Annotated in this window: 23 protein-coding genes; all 23 read right to left on the bottom strand. The window is 45.5% G+C overall.

Features of this window, described 5'->3' with window-relative positions:
* Nucleotides 1-30: 30 nt before the first annotated feature.
* Nucleotides 31-705 (bottom strand): zinc metallopeptidase, encoded by a 675-nt coding sequence (locus tag FED51_RS09050; RefSeq protein WP_138090417.1) that lies wholly within the window; start codon nt 703-705, stop codon nt 31-33.
* A 93-nt stretch (nt 706-798) separates the two neighbouring features.
* Nucleotides 799-1,584 carry a sporulation protein YpjB gene (gene ypjB / locus FED51_RS09045; protein WP_138090415.1) on the bottom strand — a complete coding sequence of 262 codons (786 nt, stop codon included), beginning with the start codon at nt 1,582-1,584 and terminating at the stop codon, nt 799-801.
* A gap of 91 nt (nt 1,585-1,675) precedes the next feature.
* Nucleotides 1,676-2,284, bottom strand: a complete 609-nt coding sequence (locus tag FED51_RS09040; protein WP_138090413.1) for a DUF1405 domain-containing protein — start codon at nt 2,282-2,284, stop codon at nt 1,676-1,678.
* Between the two features lie 86 nt (nt 2,285-2,370).
* Nucleotides 2,371-3,153, bottom strand: a complete 783-nt coding sequence (locus FED51_RS09035) for a menaquinol-cytochrome c reductase cytochrome b/c subunit (RefSeq protein ID WP_010897836.1) — start codon at nt 3,151-3,153, stop codon at nt 2,371-2,373.
* 46 nt (nt 3,154-3,199) lie between these two features.
* Entirely contained in the window at nt 3,200-3,871 is a 672-nt protein-coding gene (qcrB, locus tag FED51_RS09030) for a menaquinol-cytochrome c reductase cytochrome b subunit (RefSeq protein WP_010897835.1), read from the bottom strand.
* A 15-nt stretch (nt 3,872-3,886) separates the two neighbouring features.
* Nucleotides 3,887-4,387 (bottom strand): Rieske (2Fe-2S) protein, encoded by a 501-nt coding sequence (locus FED51_RS09025; RefSeq protein ID WP_010897834.1) that lies wholly within the window; start codon nt 4,385-4,387, stop codon nt 3,887-3,889.
* A 141-nt stretch (nt 4,388-4,528) separates the two neighbouring features.
* Entirely contained in the window at nt 4,529-4,996 is a 468-nt protein-coding gene (locus tag FED51_RS09020; protein WP_134228680.1) for a YpiF family protein, read from the bottom strand.
* A 180-nt stretch (nt 4,997-5,176) separates the two neighbouring features.
* Nucleotides 5,177-5,728: a ReoY family proteolytic degradation factor gene (locus tag FED51_RS09015; protein ID WP_010897832.1), complete on the bottom strand. Its 552-nt coding sequence runs from the start codon at nt 5,726-5,728 to the stop codon at nt 5,177-5,179.
* Between the two features lie 104 nt (nt 5,729-5,832).
* The gene (locus tag FED51_RS09010; protein WP_138090410.1) at nt 5,833-7,101 is read right to left on the bottom strand and encodes a tetratricopeptide repeat protein; all 1,269 of its coding nucleotides are present in this window, start codon (nt 7,099-7,101) and stop codon (nt 5,833-5,835) included.
* A gap of 120 nt (nt 7,102-7,221) precedes the next feature.
* On the bottom strand, nt 7,222-8,148 hold the full coding sequence (locus FED51_RS09005; RefSeq protein WP_138090407.1) for a hypothetical protein: 927 nt from the start codon (nt 8,146-8,148) through the stop codon (nt 7,222-7,224).
* Between the two features lie 315 nt (nt 8,149-8,463).
* Nucleotides 8,464-9,759, bottom strand: a complete 1,296-nt coding sequence (gene aroA, locus FED51_RS09000) for a 3-phosphoshikimate 1-carboxyvinyltransferase (protein ID WP_053431346.1) — start codon at nt 9,757-9,759, stop codon at nt 8,464-8,466.
* 12 nt (nt 9,760-9,771) lie between these two features.
* A complete protein-coding gene (locus tag FED51_RS08995; protein ID WP_053431347.1) occupies nt 9,772-10,872 on the bottom strand; it encodes a prephenate dehydrogenase in 1,101 nt (366 codons plus the stop codon).
* Nucleotides 10,873-10,983: 111 nt separating this feature from the next.
* Complete coding sequence (gene hisC / locus FED51_RS08990; protein ID WP_053431348.1) at nt 10,984-12,093, bottom strand: histidinol-phosphate transaminase; 1,110 nt, start codon at nt 12,091-12,093, stop codon at nt 10,984-10,986.
* A 40-nt stretch (nt 12,094-12,133) separates the two neighbouring features.
* Nucleotides 12,134-12,931, bottom strand: coding sequence for a tryptophan synthase subunit alpha (gene trpA / locus FED51_RS08985; RefSeq protein WP_138090404.1), 798 nt, complete (start codon nt 12,929-12,931; stop codon nt 12,134-12,136).
* The gene (gene trpB / locus FED51_RS08980) at nt 12,924-14,123 is read right to left on the bottom strand and encodes a tryptophan synthase subunit beta (protein WP_138090401.1); all 1,200 of its coding nucleotides are present in this window, start codon (nt 14,121-14,123) and stop codon (nt 12,924-12,926) included. The genes trpA and trpB overlap by 8 nt, the downstream gene beginning before the upstream one ends.
* Nucleotides 14,101-14,757 (bottom strand): phosphoribosylanthranilate isomerase, encoded by a 657-nt coding sequence (locus FED51_RS08975; RefSeq protein WP_138090398.1) that lies wholly within the window; start codon nt 14,755-14,757, stop codon nt 14,101-14,103. The genes trpB and FED51_RS08975 overlap by 23 nt, the downstream gene beginning before the upstream one ends.
* A complete protein-coding gene (gene trpC, locus FED51_RS08970) occupies nt 14,741-15,514 on the bottom strand; it encodes an indole-3-glycerol phosphate synthase TrpC (protein ID WP_053431351.1) in 774 nt (257 codons plus the stop codon). Before trpC ends, FED51_RS08975 begins: the two co-directional genes overlap by 17 nt.
* The gene (gene trpD / locus FED51_RS08965; RefSeq protein WP_053431352.1) at nt 15,507-16,535 is read right to left on the bottom strand and encodes an anthranilate phosphoribosyltransferase; all 1,029 of its coding nucleotides are present in this window, start codon (nt 16,533-16,535) and stop codon (nt 15,507-15,509) included. Before trpD ends, trpC begins: the two co-directional genes overlap by 8 nt.
* Complete coding sequence (trpE, locus tag FED51_RS08960) at nt 16,528-18,036, bottom strand: anthranilate synthase component I (RefSeq protein WP_138090396.1); 1,509 nt, start codon at nt 18,034-18,036, stop codon at nt 16,528-16,530. Before trpE ends, trpD begins: the two co-directional genes overlap by 8 nt.
* Before the next feature lie 253 nt (nt 18,037-18,289).
* The gene (gene aroH, locus FED51_RS08955; protein WP_041821419.1) at nt 18,290-18,664 is read right to left on the bottom strand and encodes a chorismate mutase; all 375 of its coding nucleotides are present in this window, start codon (nt 18,662-18,664) and stop codon (nt 18,290-18,292) included.
* The gene (gene aroB, locus FED51_RS08950; RefSeq protein WP_138090394.1) at nt 18,664-19,749 is read right to left on the bottom strand and encodes a 3-dehydroquinate synthase; all 1,086 of its coding nucleotides are present in this window, start codon (nt 19,747-19,749) and stop codon (nt 18,664-18,666) included. Before aroB ends, aroH begins: the two co-directional genes overlap by 1 nt.
* On the bottom strand, nt 19,749-20,921 hold the full coding sequence (gene aroC / locus FED51_RS08945; protein WP_053431355.1) for a chorismate synthase: 1,173 nt from the start codon (nt 20,919-20,921) through the stop codon (nt 19,749-19,751). The genes aroB and aroC overlap by 1 nt, the downstream gene beginning before the upstream one ends.
* Before the next feature lie 265 nt (nt 20,922-21,186).
* A complete protein-coding gene (locus tag FED51_RS08940) occupies nt 21,187-21,960 on the bottom strand; it encodes a CheR family methyltransferase (RefSeq protein WP_134228669.1) in 774 nt (257 codons plus the stop codon).
* Nucleotides 21,961-22,065: the final 105 nt, after the last annotated feature.

Below are 22,065 nucleotides of genomic sequence, written 5' to 3'. Positions count from 1 at the left end.
CATTCAGAACTCAAGCTTTTACCCAAACCATTAGTCGTCGTTCATCCCAATATACATGAGGATAAAACGAGCCAATTCTAACAGAGCCACTAACGCGCCCGCTACGTAAGTTAACGCTGCAGCGTTAAGCACTTTCCGTGTTTCCCGTTCTTCATCATTACGGATGACGCCTGCTGAGACGATTTGGCTCATCGCCCGGTTGCTCGCGTCAAACTCGACTGGCAAGGTAACGAGCTGGAACAGCACCGCTGCTGCCATAAAGACGATCCCTAGGAGAAGCAAGCCCGACGCCTGCATAAGAATCCCAGCGATGATTAAGATGAACGAAAAATTCGAGCCGAAATTGGCAACTGGCACAAGGGCATGACGGAAGCGAAGAAACGCGTAGTCATGGGCATCTTGAATGGCGTGACCAACCTCGTGGGCTGCAACTGCCGCACCGGCCACCGAAGTGCCGTGGAAATTTTGTGATGAGAGACGTACCGTTCGATCACGTGGATCGTAATGGTCTGTTAACGTGCCACGCACTTCCTCCACGCGGACATCATAAAGCCCGTTGTCATCTAGAATTTTACGAGCAACTTGAGCTCCCGTCATTCCTGATGAAGCAGGGATCTTGGAATACTTTTTGTAGGCGCTCTTCACTTTCATTTGTGCCCAAAGCGGAATGATGATTAATAGCGCAAAGTAAATCAAAAAACCCATTTCGTCGTACCACCTCTATTTTCAACATTTCTTACTTCTAAGTGTAGAAAAAGCGTGCAATGATGTCAAACTTTTTGCCTACGCAAAATGTGACTATTCTTTGACTTTCACTTTGCTCTTTTCCCCTTTGTATTTTCTCCAGCCAGCGTACGATAAAGAAGTGATAATCATGCCCCCGATTGTAAACATTACCCAAAGCAGAGACGGATCAGCACTATCCTCTTTCACTTGTGCAAATAGAGCGGTGAACGTTTCCTCCATAAGGTTCAGATGGTTTTCGACTTCATCTGCCGATCGTTCCATCCGAAAATTTTCCATGTAGCTCACCTGTGATTCAACTTGCTGTAAATGGGCCGGTTCTAATGTAATCGTCAAAGAGGGCCGGATCATTTGATAATGGTTTAAAAATTCATTTAAACGATGCTGGAAGCCTTGATGATCCTCCGCCTGGATCGCTTCCTTCATTCGCGTTAACGCGTGCATGATCGATGTTTCAGAATGAAGCCATAAAGGATGGTGCTCACTCACGATTGCATCGACGACGAGACGAAATTCCGTAACATGCCTGATTCGTTCATCAAGTCCCATATTCGTTGCCGTCACTGCCTGATTCGCTCGCTCATATGAAGTCGTCACTGTACGAAGCGATGTCATGGATAGTTTACGATCCTCATAATCCGCTTTGACGAACTGAGTTTGAAAATAATCAAGCAGCTGTTTGGCTTCTTCCAGTTTTTCCTGCTTCACAAGCTGTAGTACTTGATCCGATGTGCGATTCAACTCTTTCCATGTATCTTGTGAATCTGATTCTCCGTACATTAGGTGGACGGGAGAGAGAAATAAAACTAGGAAACATAGACCAGCTATTACTACACGCATACCATCGTCCCTCCTTCATCTACTCCCATCCTATGTAGGTGTGGACAAGAGTAGACCTAAAAAAGGACAAGAAGGCCTTGCTTCCTTGGAATTACTCTAGCGAACGTTTCGCTGCCTTTCCCCGCACCGACAAGAAATAGACAGATAAAATACTAAACAAGCTTAACCCGACGGTAAACATAGCAATTTCAGGAATCACATAGTCGTTTAACCGTCTCGATACCCAAGGATGCATAAGGTGGGCGTAATCAATATAATCGTTCAAGAGCGTCCAGCTAGAGACGACAAGAAGATGCCACAAACGGATGCGGTAGTAAGACATGTACAAATATGCTTGGATCGCCATGCCGCCGTGGGAGAAGATGAGCATGTAATGTTGCCAGTTGAGCGTATCGCCGGCGGCAGCACCTGCGAGAATCATAGCCACAGCCCAAATCCCATATTTTATTAAAGTAACAGCAGCAAATGCTTCAAAAAGGGGCCAATTTTTCCTCTGTAAAAAAGCTATTAACACAAAGACGAAAAATAAGCTAGCCGTCGGACTATCGGGAACGAAAATCAAAAAATGCGCTGGTGTTTGCGCCAGCTGATCTGTGTACCATATGTAACCGTAAACCGTGCCGAGAAAGTTGATGACCAACAGGGCCCATAGTATGTCTTTTCGGACTAAAAATGAGAACAAATGGTGCTTGATCCACATGGCAGATGCTTCCCCCTTTATCAATAACAACGGTAACAACATGTGAAAAAGAAAAAAGCTGACGAGACAGTCAGCTTTTCATCCCATTAATCTTCTGGGTCAAATCCATCGTTGGCGATATACTCTGCAAGAATCTGGAGTTCTTCGTCTGTTCCTTCGAACATTCCTCCAGGCATGTCACCTTGACCGTTAATAATGACCTCTTTAATTTCGTCGACGGTCTTTTCACTTTCGATTAAGTTAGGACCTGAAGCTCCACCTTCAAGCTGGTTTCCGTGACAGCCGATACATGACTGTTGATTTGAGTAAATCTCATATCCTTGCGCTTCTGTATCGATTTCCTGTTCAACAATTTCCCCTTGCTTTGCAGCTGCTTCCCAGTCATGCTGGTCAACCGATTCCCATGTTAAATAGGCAATGAGCACAAACGCGAGGAGCATTAATCCTGAAGCAATCGGACGACGGAGCGGGCGGCGCTCCTTACCAGTGTCTAGCCACGGTGCTAGCAGAAGGGCACCAAACGCAAGACCAGGCATAACAACCGTTCCGATAACATTATAATCTCCAGATGCGAATGGGTATTTCAAGAGCTGGTATAAGAATAAGAAATACCAGTCAGGAAGTGGAATATATCCTGAGTCAGTCGGATCAGCCATACGCTCTAATGGCGCAGGATGAGCAACTGTTAAAAGCAAGTATCCGGTTAAGAAAACGGCACCGACCATCCATTCTTTTAGGAGGAAGTTCGGGTAGAACGCCTCGGTCTTACCTGGGTATTCAGAATAATCTTTAGGCACGTTAGCCATCCGGTGTTCTTTCGTCGTTAACCGGGAATCTCCTACAAATTTTAAGCCTTTACCTTTTTTCACCACATTCCCTCCTATATAACGTAATGATAAAAATCGTTGGGGTGGCTTACAACGGTCCAGAAATACCTTGCTTTCGAATTAAATAAAAGTGAACACCAATTAGACCAAGTAAGGCTGCTGGTAGGAAGAAGACGTGAATCGCAAAGAAACGAGCGAGCGTCGACGCACCAATAATTTCTCCACCGGCCAGTAGCGTTTTCGCAAAGTCACCAATAATCGGAACACTTTCAGCAATTTGCAAGCCTACAACTGTGGCAAAATAAGCTTTCATATCCCAAGGTAGCAAGTATCCCGTAAATCCTAAGCCGAGCATCACGAAGAAAATAAGAACCCCGATGACCCAGTTAAGCTCACGAGGCTTCTTGTAGGATCCCGTGAAAAATACACGTAACGTATGTAAAAACATCATCACGATCACAAGACTTGCGCCCCAGTGGTGCATCCCACGAACGATGACACCAAAAGCCACTTCGTTTTGTAAGTATGCAACCGATTGATACGCATTGATAATATCTGGCACGTAGTACATCGTTAAAAACATTCCAGATAAAATTTGAATAACGGTTACAAAAAAGGTTAAGCCACCGAAACAGTAGACAAAGGCTGAGAAATGGTGGGCAGGATTGACGTGTTCTGGTACCTCATGGTCCGCAATATCACGCCAAATCGGTGTTAAATCAAACCGCTCATCAATCCAGTCGTATAATCTCTGTAACATCTATGAACCCCCCTCCTATCTGTTTTGAATTAATGATCCGAGGTACACTTTACCATCTTCAACCGATACTTCATAACGGTCAAGTGGTCGTTGAGGCGGCAAGTTTGGAACGTTTGTACCGTCCTTCTCGAAACGTCCGAAATGACAAGGGCAGAAGAACTGATCCGGATGATCTTCATTCGTACCAAAAGCAACGGTACACCCTAAGTGCGTACATGTGGATGAAAGGGCTACCACTTCTTCGCCATGTCTAAACAGGTAGACCGTATGATTTGCTTCTGATTCATACCATGCATCTTGCTGTGCATACTGCAAATTGAAAGATTGTGGTTCTTCTGTCAAATCATCCAAATCACAGATGTAATGAAGCTCCGTTTCTGCGCCAGCCTTTAGCGCTGGATCAAGGGCAAACCGTACCATCGGCAAAGACGCCGCAGCAGCCATAAATCCACCGACACCCATTAAAGAATACGTAAGAAACTGACGGCGAGAAACTTTGTGCTCTCTTTCGCTCACTTGATATCCCCCCCTACCTATACTAATTCAGTCCAAACGGACAAGTAAGACACATTCATACTAGGACATACTCAATATTACAAAAACGTGAACCGACTGTCAATTGCGTGAAGGTATGAAACGAATTCTCTCTTCGCACTGTTACCGATTTTGCCACTTCTTTGTCATAATCGGGATCAGCTGGTTCAATTGGTCTTGGATGATTTTATGCTTCACTTGCCCGTCCAGATGGGCTAAAGGAATCGATGGCACCCAAACGAGTTCTACGTTCTCCTCACAGGTTTTTTCGTATCCTTTCCAATTACTATCTGACGTAATTAAAAAAATATGCTTCATTCCAAGAGTATTCAGATCATCTAACCATACTTGCAATCGCTCAACTGCTTGTTCTTGCTCCTCAGAGACATGATACGTGAAGGAAGGAAACTGGACGATCCTTCCTTTAAACTGTTTCTCTACTTCATTCGAAAGGGTGTAGGCAAACTCAAATTGCTCCAATCTACTCTTTTTATCCTCAGCAAACGAAACAGGTAGTAAAGAAAGGACGGCCGTATCAATGTACTCTTGTTCTTGCAAATAAACGTCCACATCATTCGTATTCCACTTCATCCGTTCAAACTCCTATCTAACGTAATTTGCTTGGTTTCGTGTAGTTTGTCAATATAACCATATCATAGCCACTATTTCAGGGAAACGATCTTCACTATATTTTCAAAAACAAAAAAGAAAAGGCATCTCCAATTACCCTTTCTTTATCCACAGAAAAACTCTGATCAAAGGGGAAAACCTTTAATCAGAGTGTTGTCTTAAATGTTGCAATTGTTGACTGAGCGTGAGGAACGTCTCTTTATCCCGCGCATCCAACGCTTCATCGATTCGGCGAAGCAGCTCCTTTTCTTCAAAGGACTGAACGGACCTTTCTAAAAAGGCCTCTGCCAGTTTTTTCTGCTTTGCGATTAAATCCTCGTTTTCAGGCACGTACGGGTTATCTTCTAAAACGGCGATGTAGTTCGGGTTATGTTTTGCACCGGAAAAATGAAGCTGGATGTAGATCGCCTCCTCGGGATTCATGCGAATGTCATGAAACGCCTTTTCTGCATCCATTGTGACCTGTTGATACTTATGAAAACAAAAAGGGACTGTATGCACATCATTTGTGGACATAATAAGCGCCTTTGGACAACGTTCTGCTTCTTCTACAAAATGAACGTTCTCCATCAGATCATCATCGCTCATTAAATAATTAAGCAGCCACGAACATTCTCGCTTTTTCAACGTAAACTCCTTTAAAAACCACCGCAAAAAATCCTTTTTTTCAACAACAGGAATAATGCCGTCCATGCGCCATACCCCTCCTAATGCCATTTGCACGTTCAGGCGTTTCCTTTGATATCATCCTACCATAATTCATTCGGCTTCGGCGACGAAAATACCTCTAACTTTTTTTAATTTTCCCCTTGAAGCTCCAATTCATAAATCCGTTCCTTTACATGCAGACGATGGGGGTCTACTGTTAAAGCGGCTCGGTATTGTTCTAACGCTTTCGCGCGATCGCCATACTCGAGCAAGAAATCCCCATATTCCTCTAAAAAGTCAGGATCTTCACTGAAGGCGACAGAGATTTCTTGATAAAGCTCATAAGCTTTTTTAAATTGGTCCTCTTCTTTTAAAGCAGCTGCCTCATACCATGTAAAGAGCGGATCCTCCTCCCCATACCCTTTCACATGCTCGATCAGCTCCACCAACGCCTCAAATCGCCCTTCATGTTTTAAGTATGCTGCCAGCGTCCGAACCGCTTCAACATTTGCTGGGTTTAAGGCAATCGTTTTTCGTAAAAATGCTTCGCCTTGGGACGGCTGCTGCATTTTAAAGCTTAACTTTCCTGCGTGCACGTAGAGCGTCTCGTTGTATTCATCCACGATCATCCCCTCTTTTAAAACATCCATTGCTTCCTCTAAACGATTTTCCCCTTCTAAAGCCTTCGCCAAATACGGGTATAGGGTCGTAAAATCTGGATCTAATGCTTTCAATGCTTGAAATTGCTCAATCGCGAGGACATAATCGCCTAATAAATAAGCTGTGTACCCATAGCCGAACAACCCATGAGGATCTAGCTTCTGTTTTAATCCCTCATCATAATGAGGCAGCGCTTCTTCAAACTGCCCGCTACCACTATAGGCTTCCGCTAGCTTTAAACTTACATTCACTTGATCATTTGTTAAACCACCATGCTTAGCTCGTTTTAAATGGGGGATGCTTTTTATATAGTCTCCCCGTTCTAAGTAAAATTCCCCTAAGCCAAAAGAAATGATCGGTTCATTCGGAGCTACCTCGTATGCCTTTAGTAGCTTTTGTTCCGCCACCTCATCTAATGATTGGAGCTGATAAAGGTCAGCAAGTAATAATTGCGCTTGTAAAAAAGCGGGATCCTGCTCTTTAATCTCATTAAGCATCTCAATCGCTTCATCTTCTTTATTTAAATCAATGAGGATTTCGGCGGCAAATGTATACAAGCCCCCTTCATCTGGATAAAGCATTAAAAGCTCGTCAATGATCGCTTGCGCTTTGTCTAAGTGACCTAATTCATAATACGTTTCAGCAACTGTATATTTCATTTCATGGTTAGCGGTTTTCGCCGCTTCCTCTAAAGTAGTCAATCCTTCAGTCACTTGTCCGCTCTCAATTTTTTCAATCGCTTGTTCAATCAATCTCATCCCATTCGCTCCTCTTTGGCCTTCTCACTTGTTTATTCATTATTAGAAAAACTGTGTCCGCCAATAACGGCGGAAGCAGAAAGGAAAAGGCACCGTTCTCACGATGCCATGCCCTCATTCTTACATACCCCAATGACTCGCTTCCGAGACAGGAATAAACTGACCAGGTCGGGTGATGCGAATACGCCTTCCACCCCCCGGACGAATGGAAGTAACCTCATTGGCTTTTAACACAGACCCTCGTAACACAACGACATTTGGCTTGTCTCTATCATAATCAAGATCACACGTCTCAGCAAGCGTGGCATTTGTCCTAGCCACATAATACAATAAGTAATCCGCATCACCGCCGACCCGAAGTTCCCCCTTCTTTGGATACAGACCGGCTAATTTTAACAAGTTTTTAGGCCATGCTTCTAGGCTGTTCGGCGGGTGGGTTGTACCATAAATCCGATGAGCTTCACACAAGCTGACCCAAAGGTCCTCCGCAAGCTTCCGTTCATCTTCCAGCAATTGGTTCATATTCGGCAAAAGAACGATAGGGTAGGAATAAAGAACGTCCTGCAAGCGAGACCATGGGACGTCATACAAGTCGTCGATCGATTGAAGACTAAATCGTAGCACAGGAATTTTTTCTTTTTTACAAAATCTCAGGACGGAGGGACGGAGTAAATGTGCCGGTAGTGACAAGCCTATGACATAATCAATGAACGAATTGTTCATTCGATGGTACGCTTGTTTGATGACGAATGGCAATTGCCGTTCATAGTTCGCAGAAGCAAAGTAAACGACCGACGTACACCCTTTTTCGATCATGGAAGTTAACGTCTTCTTAAATGAGGAGATGGACAAATTCGTTTCTAATTCGTCGTTGTTCATGACACGGCCTGGAGCCATGCAAAACTGATCTCCGTTCATCCGTATGAACGTTAGCTTATCTAAGCGACCATTTACGTAGGCAATCTCATTCCCTTTAATGAGAAACGAGCGCCGTACCATCCGGTCTTCTTCTTCTTTTAAAATGCCTTGAATGACATATGTCACCATTACTCCCCTCCCGATTCGTTGCTTATAGACAAGCTATGAATCGAGCCGTGGAAAAAGAACAAAAAAAGAGCTTAACCTAAAAGCGGAAGCGCTTTCAAATTAAGCTTTAGCAAATAAATTGCTAATAAGGAGTATAGTATGGATAGGAGTGGAGAGAAACCATACGCTGACTTTATTATAACTTATTGGTGGTAGAAGTCAATAAGTTCATTCAAAAAATTAAAATAAATTTGTCTAGTAGTGAATTTGAAGGAAAACCTAGGTTTGCAAAGAAAAAAGGTGGCCACGCATCAAATACGTATACCACCTAATGTCTTATTCCGATTTTAATCGATCTAGGTGATCAAAAAAGGACGGGTAAGAAACCGCAATCGCTTCTGTCCCCTCAACTGTTACCGGCTTCTCCGCAAGCAAAGCGGCGATCGCCATGGCCATGCCGATGCGATGATCGCCATGGCTCGAGACAGTCACTCCTCCTTTTAATGGCGTTGGCCCCTCGATGATCATTCCATCGTCGGTCGCATGGATCGATGCCCCGAGCTTTGTAAGTTCACTAACGACCGTATCAATTCGGTTTGTTTCTTTTACTTTTAACTCCTCCGCATCTTTAATGACCGTTCGCCCAGACGCTTGGGTGGCCAAGACAGCAATGATTGGAATCTCGTCAATTAACCGCGGAATGATATCACCCCCGATTTCAACTCCTTGTAGCACTGACGTTTCAATCGTCAAATCCGCCACTGGCTCACCGCCTTGCACACGTTCATTCTCCATCGCCAACGTTGCTCCCATCTGTTTGAGCACTTCGAGAATGCCTGCTCGCGTCGGGTTGATCCCTACATTCGTTAACGTGATACGACTGTGTGGCACCATCGCACCAGCTACGAGGAAAAAGGCAGCAGAAGAAATATCACCAGGTACAACGACATGCTGTCCCGTTAACATTTGTCCTCCCTCAATTGACACGGTCAGCCCATCTTTTTCGATGTTAACTCCGAATGCTTCAAGCATTCGCTCCGTATGATCCCGGGTTTTCGCCGGCTCAGTTACACTCGTTTTCCCTTCCGCTCGCAAACCAGCTAAAAGGATCGCCGATTTCATTTGTGCGCTCGCAACGGGCGAGTGAAAATCAATCCCTTTTAGCTGTCCCCCGCGAATCGAAAGTGGTGTTAAGTTCCCATGGTCGCGCCCGTCAATTTGAGCGCCCATTGATTTTAATGGCTCTGTGACTCGTTTCATTGGCCGTTTGCCAATCGATTCATCGCCAATGATAACCGAATGAAACGGAAGAGTAGATAAAATACCGAGGATTAACCTTGTCGTCGTCCCTGAATTGCCCACATCTAAAATATCGCTTGGCTCCCGTAGACCATCCCAGCCTTTTCCCTTTACAGTGACTCGCTCTTCAGCTTGCTCGATCGATACCCCTAATTTTTGGAAGCAAGAAATCGTACTTAAGCAATCAGCCCCTGGTAGAAACCCTTCTACCGTTGTTGTCCCTTTGGCGAGTGCGCCAAACATGACCGCACGGTGGGAAATCGATTTATCTCCCGGAACCTTAATCGTACCTTTTAGCCCTTTCGCATGAGGGGTTACTGTTTTGTTTTCCATTGTCTCACATCCTTACATTAAATAAGTTTCATACATTTCTGCTTGCAACACGCGTTTGGCCTGTTCCCGATCTTCCTCAGAACGGAAGCTCAACCGAAGCACCCCCATAATGTCTTCCCTTGTTTCAAGAATCCGAATGTTGGTAATGCTTATTTTTTCATTCGCTAAAATTCTAGTCACATCACTGATCACACCTGGGTGATCAGGAACATCCACATACAAGTCGTAAAACGACGGGATGGCACCCTTTTTATGAATCGGCAGACCATCTCGAAAAACCTTCGCTTCGTGAAAATATTGAAGAATTTTCTCCTCGTCCTCCTCTTCGATCACCTGCTTAACAAATTCCATTTCCCGCTCCCAAGTTTCCAACAATTGCAAGAGCGAATCTTTGTTATGAAGCAGGATGTCCCGCCACATGATCGGACTACCAGAAGCGATTCTTGTAATATCACGAAAGCCACCTGCAGCAAGTCTTGAAACCATCGGGTCTTCACTTTCGATTTTGGCTACTTGGTGAACCAAGCTGGCCGCAACAATATGAGGAAAATGACTGATGGCTCCTACGAGGCGATCATGCTGATCCGGTGTCATTTCAATGAACTTCGCTTTTGTCCCTTTTAACCAATTTTGCAATTGAATGATCGGTTTTACGGTAAGCTCCTTTGAAGGTGTTAATATGTAAAAAGCATTTTCGAACAGATGGGCACGCGCGGCCTCGACTCCGCTTTTATGGGAACCAGCCATCGGATGACCACCAATAAAAGTAATTCTCTTCTCCTCAAGGAACTGAGCTTCTTCCATGATTTCTTTTTTCGTACTTCCCACATCGGTGACAATGGCATCTGCTTTCAAAGGTAGCTTTGCCAATTGTTGCAAAATTCTAGTTGTACGAGCAACAGGTGTGGCGAGCACGATCAAATCGGCTTGGCTTGCTCCCTCTTCCATTGTTGATGCTTCTTCGTCAATGACCCCTAGAGAGAGGGCCATTTTCACTTGATGCTCATTGACATCAAATCCGATCATTTTGACATCGTGTTCTTTTCGAATCGCTAGGGCAATCGAACCACCGATCAACCCAAGCCCAATAATGAACACTGTACGTTGAGCCAATGTACGTTCTCTCCTTTCTCACCCAAAAAACAGAAAAAGGGAGATCTCCCCTTTTTGGAAAAAGATCTCGCCTAACTGCCGCGAAGAAGGGGGACTGTTTCTTTCCTACCCTTACGACAGGTGTTGCGTTGTCAATTCCTCTGCTAAAACATCAGCTAGTGCTGCGAGACAGCCGTCGTTTTGTTCTTTTGAGCCAATCGTTATACGAATCCAGGCTGGATAACCTAACGCCCGTCCAGAACGAATAATGTATCCTTTTTTCAACATCGCATTAAACACGTCATCACTGGAACGATTAACATGAATAAGCAAAAAGTTGGTCTGCGAAGGGAAATAATCAAGTCCCATACGTGAGCACCATTCGGTTAGCTGCACCATCCCTTCGTTGTTTTTTTCCACCGACGATTGAACGAAAGCTTCGTCTTCTAAAGCGGCGACAGCTGCCACTTGCGAAAACGTGCTGTTGTTAAAAGGTGGGCGAACAGGTTCAATTTTTTCAATGAGTGCTTGATTGGCTACGCCATATCCGATACGTAAAGCGGCTAGACCGAACACTTTGGAAAATGTGCGCAACACGACTAGGTTTTTGTACGTACGAATCATCGGAACTGTGTCAGGATAATCATCTGCGGTCACATATTCCACATACGCCTCATCAGAAACGACGAGCACATCCTCAGGAACTTTGGCTAAAAACGACTGAAACGCCTCAGCGCTAACGTACGTACCGGTCGGATTGTTCGGGTTGCATACCCAGACAATCCGCGTGTTTTCATCGATCACCTCAAGCATCCCATCCAAATCATGGACACCATCTTTTAGTGGAACTTCGCGAAGCTCTGCTCCTTCAATGACGGCGTTTAACTTATATTGAGAAAAGGTCGGTTCTGCCATAACAGTATTGGTTTGTTCATTCAAAAACGCACGACATAAAATTTGAATGACTTCATCGGAGCCATTTCCGAAAATAAGCTCTTCCGGTGCTACCCCTACATAATGAGCAACTTTATCCCGCAATGTTCGCGCATAGCCATCAGGATAAATCGCCGTATGATGTAACGCTTCCTGAATCGCTTCCGCTACTTTCGGCGATGCACCAAACGGGTTTTCATTTGAAGCGAGCTTGACGACAGTCTCTAATCCGAGCTCTCGCTTCACATCTTCCATCGGCTTTCCAGGCTTATATGGAGGCAAACCGATAATTTGCGGCTTAATTTTCAACTTTAGCACCTCACCTTGTAAAAGGATCTTCCTCTCTATGTTACGATGAAATGAGCTCAGAAACAAACCTTTTTATTTTAAACAGTCCATCTTCCCGTTTTTCTGGATCGTTAAGTTCGTCTTCTAGCTCACCAACTAGCTTAACGATCGCGCTCCCCACGACAACACCGTCGGCATTTTCCGCCAATGCTTCGACTTGCTCGCGTCTTGAGATACCAAAGCCAACGACAACCGGAACGGAGGCGTGCGTCTTTACCGTTTGTAAAAACTCGTGAACGCGAGGATCAAGCTCATCCCGGAGTCCGGTCACTCCTAACGAGGAGACGCAATAGACGAAACCTTGTGCTCGCGCGGCGATTTTTTCAATCCGTTTGTTCGATGTTGGCGCCACGAGGGAAATGAGGGACAGGTTATGCTCTTGACACGCTGCTTGCAAGGCCTCCCCTTCTTCAAATGGCATATCCGGAACGAGAATACCGTCCACTTGATATTCAGCCGCCCGTTTCACAAATTGTTCTTCACCGTATTGAAGCAGTGGGTTCACGTACGTGAAGACAATCACAGGAATGGTTAACCCTTGCGCTCTCATTTTCGGAACGAGGGAAAGAGCTTTTTCTAATGTCATTTCATGTTTTAATGCCCGCTTTGAGGCAGCCTGAATGACTGGACCATCCGCCAATGGATCCGAATATGGGATGCCAAGTTCCAATATGTCAGCTCCTGCTTCCTCAAGTGTGAGAGCTAACTCAATCGTCACTTCTGGATTAGGGTCACCGGCTGTAATAAATGGAATGAATACATTCTTTTTGCCGTTGACTGCCGCCTCTAACCTACTCATGCCCCTCACCTCGAAAATGTTTCATTAATGTATGCACGTCCTTATCTCCGCGCCCTGAAAGACAAACGAGAATGGATTCCTCTTGTGAAAGCTGTTTGGCCCGCTCAAATGCTTTCGCTAGAGCATGTGCCGACTCAACAGCAGGAATGATCCCCTCATGGACTGACAATTGCTTTAACGCGTCGAGCGCCTCTTTATCGGTCACTGCGTCATACTTGACTCTACCAGTACTGGCTAAATAGGCATGCTCAGGTCCGACCCCTGGATAGTCAAGCCCAGCCGAAATCGAATACGGCTCGGTAATTTGCCCAGCGTCATCCTGAAGCAAGTAGGTCATCGATCCGTGAATGACACCTACTCGTCCTTTCGTAATCGTCGCCGCATGTTGAGAAGTCTCGACTCCTTTGCCCGCCGCTTCCACGCCGATAAGCTTCACGTCATCCTCTAAAAATGGGTAAAACGTTCCTATCGCATTACTGCCACCACCAACACATGCGATCACCTCTGTCGGCAACGTTCCAGTTATTTCCTGGAACTGAACCCTAGATTCATCGCCAATAATCCGTTGAAAGTCACGAACCATCTGTGGATATGGGTGGGGACCGACAACGGAACCGATTAAATAAAAGGTGTCATCTGCATGGGTCACCCAATAGCGAATCGCTTCATTGGTTGCATCTTTAAGCGTTTTGCTGCCGGACGTAGCAGGAACGACCTCCGCTCCTAATAGCTCCATGCGAAAAACATTCAACGCTTGCCGTTCCATGTCCTCTTCCCCCATGAACACTTTGCACTCTAAACCGAAACGAGCGGCAATCGTTGCCGTTGCGACTCCGTGCTGACCTGCGCCTGTTTCGGCGACAATTTTTTTCTTGCCCATTCGCTTGGCCAAAAGCGCTTGCCCCATCGCATTATTGAGCTTGTGAGCCCCCGTGTGGAGAAGGTCCTCTCGCTTCAAATAAATCTTTGCGCCGCCAAGCGTTTCGGACATATTTTTTGCATACGTAAGCGCCGTTGGCCTACCTGCATATTCCCGCAGGTGTTCTTTGTAGTCGTGAATAAACGCTTCATCGTTCATCGCATCGTTTAACGCTAATTCCAATTCTTCAATCGCGCTCATTAATGTTTCTGGCACGTATTTACCACCAAACGTGCCGAACCGTCCGCGCTCATCTGGATATGTGACTGTCATCGCCTAACACCTTCTTTTCAATTTGACAAATTTTCGCCGAACTCTTTTGTCCATTTTCCTCGATTCCACTTGAAATATCAATCCCACATGGTCCATAAGGAAGAAGCAGCTCCACATTATGTGGATTGATTCCCCCTGCAATAAATACAGGAACCTGCTGTCTCTTGCCTTCTTGTAAATAGAGAGGGACTACGTGCCAGTCAAATGACTGACCCGTGCCCCCCCACTGACCTTCGACCTTTGCATCAACGACGAAAGCTTCGACAACCCCTTCTAGAGCTCTCATCATCTGCAGCCCTTGACCTGAATGGTGGATCGCCTTCCACACAGGGAGGTCGATTCGCTCCTTTAACGTCATAATGTAGTCTCGGTTTTCCGTACCGTGACATTGAATCACATCAAATAGGCCTTGCTTCACTACATTTACGATTTGATCAATCGGCTCATTGACAAATAGGGCGACTAGCTTTTTCCCGTTTACATTGACCTGATCAAGCCAACGTGTCACCTCATTTACCGTCACTTGCCGCTTGCTTTTAGCAAACACAAACCCTAAATAATCGGCTTTTGAAGTGGCAGCTGCTTGAACATCTTCCAGCGACCGGTTTCCGCAATATTTAAGCATCGGTTGCAACTGGTTCGCCTCCAAACAAATGCTGAATCCCTTCTTCTGGTGAAGAAGCCCGCATGAGCGATTCACCTACTAGTACACCCGTGGCTCCCGCTCGCTTGACCCGTTGCAAATCGTCATACGTATGAAGCCCACTTTCACTTAAAAACATCGTTCCATGAGGGATAACTTGGGCCATTTTTTCCGTTTGGGCCACATCGGTTTCAAACGTTTTTAAATTACGATTATTGACGCCGATCAGTGTTGGTGTAAAGGCGGAGAATAGCTCAGCGATTTCCTCCTCGCTATGGACTTCCACTAAGCATTCTAGCCCAAGCTCATGGGCTTCATCGTACAGTTCTTTTAACCGTGTCGTAGGAATGGTGCTGACAATTAATAGAATCGCATCGGCTCCGATTCGAACCGACTCTAAAATCTGCGCCCGATCGATAATAAAATCTTTACGCAACACAGGAATGTTTACCGCTTGCTTCACCTTTGTCAAATAGTCACGATGCCCTTGGAAATACGTTTCATCTGTTAACACGGAAATCGCGTCCGCACCAGCAGCCTCGTAGCTCTTGCCGATCTCAACAGGATGAAAATCGGCACGAATGAGCCCTTTTGATGGGGAGGCTTTTTTTACCTCTGCAAGTAAACCGAGCGATCGATTCGGTTTGCGCAAAGCATCATATAATGATACCTTCTTCACTTCAACCTGTTCTGGTAATGCTAAACGCTCGATCTCCTCTCGTTTCGTTTGCAAAATAGTATCAAGCATGTTGCTCCGCCTCCTGATCTGTTTGTCGTAAGTTCCGCACATGATCGGCTACATGTCCGGAAGCAACCCCTTCCTTCGCGAGCGCAACTCCCGCTTTTATTGAATCGACGCGGTCGGCTGCATATAACGCCGCACCTGCATTCAATAATACGATCTGTTGAGCTGATTTGTTTGCTTTTCCAATTAAGACCTGATCAATGAGCGTGGCGCTTTCTTGAACGGTACTTACTTGGATCTGAGCCAAATCACCACGTTCCAGCCCTACGTCTTCCGGTATTAACTCATATCGGTCGATCGCATCTCCTTTCACCTCAAATACAGTAGACGGCCCTGTGATCGATAATTCATCCAAACCGCCGTGACCTGCTACTAGAAGGGAGTGCTTCGTTCCTAAGCGACGTAACGTTTCCGCCATTTTCTCTGCAAAGTTTCGGTCATAAACACCGATCAACTGGTGCTCTGCACGAGCCGGGTTCGTAAGCGGTCCGAGCAAATTAAAGATCGTACGAAACCCAATTTCTTTCCTTGGTGCGACCGCATGTTTCATCGCCACATGGTAAAGTGGAGCAAACATGAAGCACATGTTATGCTTTTGTAATGAAGCCGTCGCCTCTTCTGGACTGCTTTGGATCGGGATTTGCAACGCTTCAAGAACATCAGCGCTTCCGCTTTTGGATGAAACAGCACGATTTCCATGCTTTGCGACTGGTACACCTAATGCGGAGACAAGAAGAGCCGTGGCGGTGGAAATATTAAATGTCCCTACGTCATCTCCTCCTGTTCCGCACGTATCGACCACTTGTGAAAACGAGTGTTCAATTTGGATGGAATGGCGTCGCATCGCTCTCGCAAAGCCCGTCATCTCCGCAACGGTCTCCCCACGAAAGCGTAATACGGTTAATAAACTAGCGATTTGACTTGCCGTCGCCTCCCCTTTCATGATCGCATCCATCACTTGTTCGGCTTTCCGTTCAGCTAACGTATGTCCCTCCATACATTCTCGTAACGTTTCCTTAAACACGCGGGGTCGCCTCCTTTTTCGCAAACATGGCTTCAGCCATTTCTACCGCCTTTAGCAACGCCTTTGCTTTGTTTCTCGTCTCTTCGTACTCATTTTCGGGTACTGAATCGGCGACAATTCCAGCACCTGCTTGGATATAAGCACGGCCGTCTTTGACGATCATCGTGCGAATGGCAATGCAAGAATCGATGTTTCCGTCAAACCCTAAGTACGCGATCGCTCCTGCATAAATCCCTCGCTTTGTCGGCTCCAATTCATTTAAAATTTCCATTGCCCGAATTTTTGGTGCACCAGAAACAGTTCCTGCTGGAAACCCATAGCGAAGCGCATCTAGCGGATGGAGCGTTTGCTTCAACTCTCCTGTCACCTTTGAAATGATGTGCATCACGTGTGAAAATTTACCGATTTCTAGCAAGGTTGGCGTCTTGACCGTCCCGTATTCTGCAATCCGACCAATGTCGTTACGTGCAAGGTCAACAAGCATATAATGCTCGGCGCGCTCTTTTTCGTCAGCTAGCAGTTCCTTGGCTAATGCCTCATCCTCCTCCCGTGTTGCCCCTCTTTTTCTCGTTCCAGCAATCGGGTGGATTTCCACATGTCCATCTTGGACTTGAACGAGCCGCTCAGGAGAACTGCCGACAACCTCTACGTCATGAAACTTAATGTAAAACAAATAAGGAGATGGGTTAATCATTCTCAGGACGCGATAGACGTCAAGGGCACGGACCGATAGTTCACGTTCAAAGCGCTGTGATAAAACCGCTTGAAAAATATCACCTGCGCGAATATATTCCTTAATTCGTTCTACGTCGCGAAGAAATGCTTCTTTTTCATAGTTAGAGGATACCTCTTGAAACGAGACTTCATCTTGGACCGGTGCAGGACGTAACAGCCGATCGCCGTCCCGCCGTTTATGAATCGTTTCAACCACTGTTTCGATGGTATTGACCGCACATTTATACCGTGTATCAAGGGATCCTCCATCCTCAGTACTTAAGTAGATGACCGCTAGCTTTTTTTCTATATGATCATAGACAATCAGCGTCTCACAAAAAAGAAAATGATAGAGAGGCGCCTCACTCTCTCTTGCATTTGCCAATGCTTTCTCAATTGTTTCAATCGCATCATACGCCATATAGCCAACAGCCCCGCCGTAAAACGGTAGTTCCCGCTCCAATGGCTGTACATCCAAAACGTCAATCGTCTGTTGTAGACACGATTTAAAGTCATCCGTCTCCACAAGAATCGAGCCGCTTCGGCTGATTGATTGATAGAGACCATTTCGTTCTATTAACTCCACAAACGGGTTCAGACCAATAAATGAAAATCTTGCCCATGGGGATTCGTCGTCCTTACTTTCTAAAATAAACGCCACTTCGTCTCCAAGTTGCTGGACAATATGAATCGGGGTAACAGCATCGGCAAAGCATTCACCGATTACGGGAATTGTGCGAAACTGCTGGTTGGCTGCTTTAACAGCCGAAAAAGGGGTTACGTTCATCGATCTCTCACTCCTTTTTGTAGGAATGAAGGAACGAGGAATCATTCGAAATGAGGGTTTTAAAAAGTGATCTAAAAAAGGCTAACTCTAACAAAGGTGATGGAAAGGACGACTTTCCAACTCCTTTTTTTGTTCGAGCTAGCCTTGGTTCCACTTATCGGCTTTCCTCAGCTCGACTCTCCTCAACTCTTCATTCTCATCTCAACTAAACTGGTAAACTAAGCTTTACTACTTGCTATTAAGTCTACCGTGATTAGGAATCTTTTGTCAACTGCAAATCTGGTCGTAGCTTAACCGCCTCATTTAAATATACGTGATGAATCTCACTCTGTGCCTTCGTTGTATTGAGTGTGATCATGACACGGATACATTTTTCAAGCCCATTCGGCACAGGAATCTCTTGAGCACACATGACCGGAACATGCGTCCAACCAGCAAGACGACGTAGCGCCTTCGCTGGAAAGGTTGCCGTTAAGTCTTCTGTCACCGTTAGAATGACTTGCGCCACGTTCTCTGGATCGATCTCATTTTCTTCGCAGATGGTACGCATTAACCCTTCGGTTGCATCCAAGATTTCCTTCTCTTGATTTGCTTTGACCGTCGTTGCTCCTCTTACCCCACGCACGATCATGTTGTCTCCTCCTCTATTTCAACATTCAATAGCTCTCGGATGAGCTGTTCATCTACCTCTTTGATGACAGCATGACCCACTTCCTCAAGCAAGACAAAACGGATCACTCCACGCTCTACCTTTTTGTCCTTTTTCATCGTTCCGATGAGGGCACCTGTATCAAGCCCTTTTGGAATCCTCGTTTCATAGCCAAGAGATTTGAGCCATTTTTCTAGGTCTTGGATCGGTAGCGATTGATGGTACACTTTTTCACTCAGTTTCATGGCGAAGATAATCCCGATAACAACCGCTTCGCCGTGAGTGATTTTTCCGTAGCCGAGCTCCGCTTCAATCGCATGTCCGAGTGTATGCCCGAGGTTTAATAAGGCTCGTTCCCCTTTTTCTTTTTCATCTGCTGCCACGATATTGGCCTTTACTTGAATCGAACGGAGCAGAAGCTCCTCGGCTATTTCTCCTTGAATCCGAGAAAAATCGTTAATATACTTCTGTAACCATGCATAAAACGCGGCATCCTTTATTAATCCGTGCTTCACCACTTCTGCAAAACCAGAACGCCACTCTCGCTCCGGTAAGGTGGCAAACACCTGTGGATCGTAAAGAACCGCCTCCGGTTGATGAAACGCACCAATCATGTTTTTACCAAGAGGATGATTAATAGCCACCTTCCCTCCTACACTGCTATCATGGGCAAGAAGCGTCGTTGGCACTTGAACGTAAGCAATTCCGCGCATGTAGGTCGCCGCAACAAAACCAGCTAAATCACCAATTACCCCTCCGCCAAGGGCTATAATCATTGACTTTCGATCAAGTCCATACTCTAGGGCAGCGGTTTGCAACGCATAATAGTTATCAAAAGATTTCGTCTCTTCTCCGTTCGGCAAGACGACGGCATGCAAAGGGGCAAGATTATGCAGGCTTGATTTCACGGTATCCAAATAAAGGTCTGCCACTTGATCATCGGTCACTATGAGAATCGCCGAAGGGCGCAGGGGAGCTATGTATGAGCCTATCTGCGATAGCACCCCCGACTTTACCGTAACATCATATACTTTTGACGATGTATGGACAGTCAAAACCGGCATTAAAACAACCTCGCCTTTTCATTGAATTCTCGAATGTTTTTTTCAATCTCTTCTACTTGATCCGCGCCAAACCTTTCGAGAAGGGCATTGGCCACTTCCCAAGCGACGACCGCTTCCGCTACAACGGCTGCTGCTGGCACCGCGCAGCTATCTGAACGTTCGATGCTTGCAGCAAAAGGTTCCTTCGTCGCAATGTCAACACTTTGAAGAGGCTTGTAAAGGGTTGGGATCGGCTTCATCACCCCGCGAACAACGATCGGCATCCCGTTCGTCATTCCTCCCTCAAACCCGCCGAGGTTGTTCGATTTCCGGTAGTAGCCTCTCTCTTCATCCCATGCAATTTCATCATGAACCTCACTACCTGGCTTTGAGGCCGCCTCGAAGCCGATTCCAAACTCGACACCTTTAAAAGCATTGATGCTCATCACCGCTGCGGCAATTTTCGCATCGAGCTTTCGATCATAATGAACATGGCTTCCAAGTCCAATTGGTACACCTTCGACGATCACTTCTACGACACCGCCGATCGAGTCACCATTTTCTTTCGCTTGGTCGATCGCCGCTATCATTTCTTGCTCAGCCTCTTTGTCAAGACAACGCACAGGTGAAGCTTCCGCAAGCTCTTTTAGGTTCGACAATTGATCGTACGAAGTTTTTTCCGCCTTGACTCCGCCAATTTCTAACACATGGCTTCCCACTTCAATTCCAAATGTGCGCAAGATTTTTTTCGCAACGGCTCCTGCTGCTACTCGAACAGTTGTTTCCCGAGCGGAGGACCGTTCAAGGACATTTCGCATATCACGATGACCATATTTAATAGCGCCATTTAAGTCGGCGTGTCCTGGACGAGGACGAGTGATTTTTCGCTTGATCTCTTTCTCCTCGTCGCCAGTAAGAGGTTCTGCGCCCATGATTTTCGTCCAGTGCTTCCAATCTTTATTTTCTACAACAAGGGCAATCGGTGCACCCGTCGTTTTACCGTGACGGATACCACCTACGATTTGCACCTGATCTTTTTCAATTTGCATTCGTCTCCCACGGCCGTGACCACCTTGTCGACGAGCTAAATCGACATTAATGTCATCGGCTACCAGCTCTAGTTGGGCTGGCACACCTTCAATAATAGTCGTTAATTGGGGACCGTGTGATTCCCCTGCTGTCAAATACCTCATCTCGACTCTCTCCTCCTACCCGATCTTCTCTTTATTGCTTTTGTGCGTTAAATTATAACATACTTTATCATTTGTGTCTTTCGTTCACGATGTTTTTTTAAACATCGGTCTTGTTTATCATCTGTCATTTTAGCAAAAGGCATTTACAAATTCAGCATAAATGACAATTTTCTTCTGAACGATCGAACGTGGTTAAGTTGAATCAATGAACAACCCAAGCTTCAGAGTTAAAGGAACAAAACACAGCAGGGACTCACCTGCTGTGTCACACTTTACGATAAAAAAATGTCTCATTCGTCTCAAGTCCATATTTAGATGCTTCAAAAATCTGCTCGGTACTACCGACAAACAGGACTCCGCCTGGACGAAGAGCTTCGCTGAATTTGTGATAAAGCTCACGCTTCGCTTCTTCTGTAAAGTAGATTAACACATTGCGACAGACAATTAAATCACAGTCCCGTTCAAATCGGTCTGCAAGCAAATTGTGTTGTTTAAAAGTGACGGCTTGTTTAAGCTCATTGCTCACGTAGTAACCCGCGCGATCTTTTGTAAAGAAGCGCTCTTTCAACTCTACAGGAATTTCTTTTAGCGAACGCTCCGTATAATAGCCTACTTTCGCTTGTTGTAAAATGGCTCGATCAATATCCGTCGCTAGAATCGATACATCCTTGAGAGGTAAATGCTTCTGTAAAATCATTGCTAGCGTATACGGTTCTTCACCAGTTGAACAAGCAGCGCTCCAAACTTTTAGCCGTTTTTTTTCCTTTAAAAGCTGAGGAATGATCGTCTCATCAAGAACATCCCACCGTTTTCTGTTGCGAAAAAATTCGGATACATTGATCGTCATTCGTTCCAAAAATTCGTTCTGCAGCGTATCATCATTCGTCATCGCTGTGAAGTAACTACGAAAATCTTGGTAATTACGCTTCTCTCGGAGAGCGATTAACCGCCGCTTCATTTGCGTTTCTTTATAAAGATTTAAATCAATCCCTGTCCGCTCTTTTACTTGTTCAATGAACCAATTATAATCGTCTGCCATAAGCTCCTTGTTTCGACTCCCTTTTTTTCAGTGGTTGTTTTTTCTTTTATTATACATTCAAATCTCGGTCTTGGGTGAGCTGATTTTCGAAAAGCGCAAACCACC

This window comes from Halalkalibacterium halodurans (assembly GCF_005671335.1).
Classification (GTDB): Bacteria; Bacillota; Bacilli; order Bacillales; family Bacillaceae_D; genus Halalkalibacterium; species Halalkalibacterium halodurans.
This window is presented reverse-complemented; position numbering and strand designations above follow the sequence as displayed.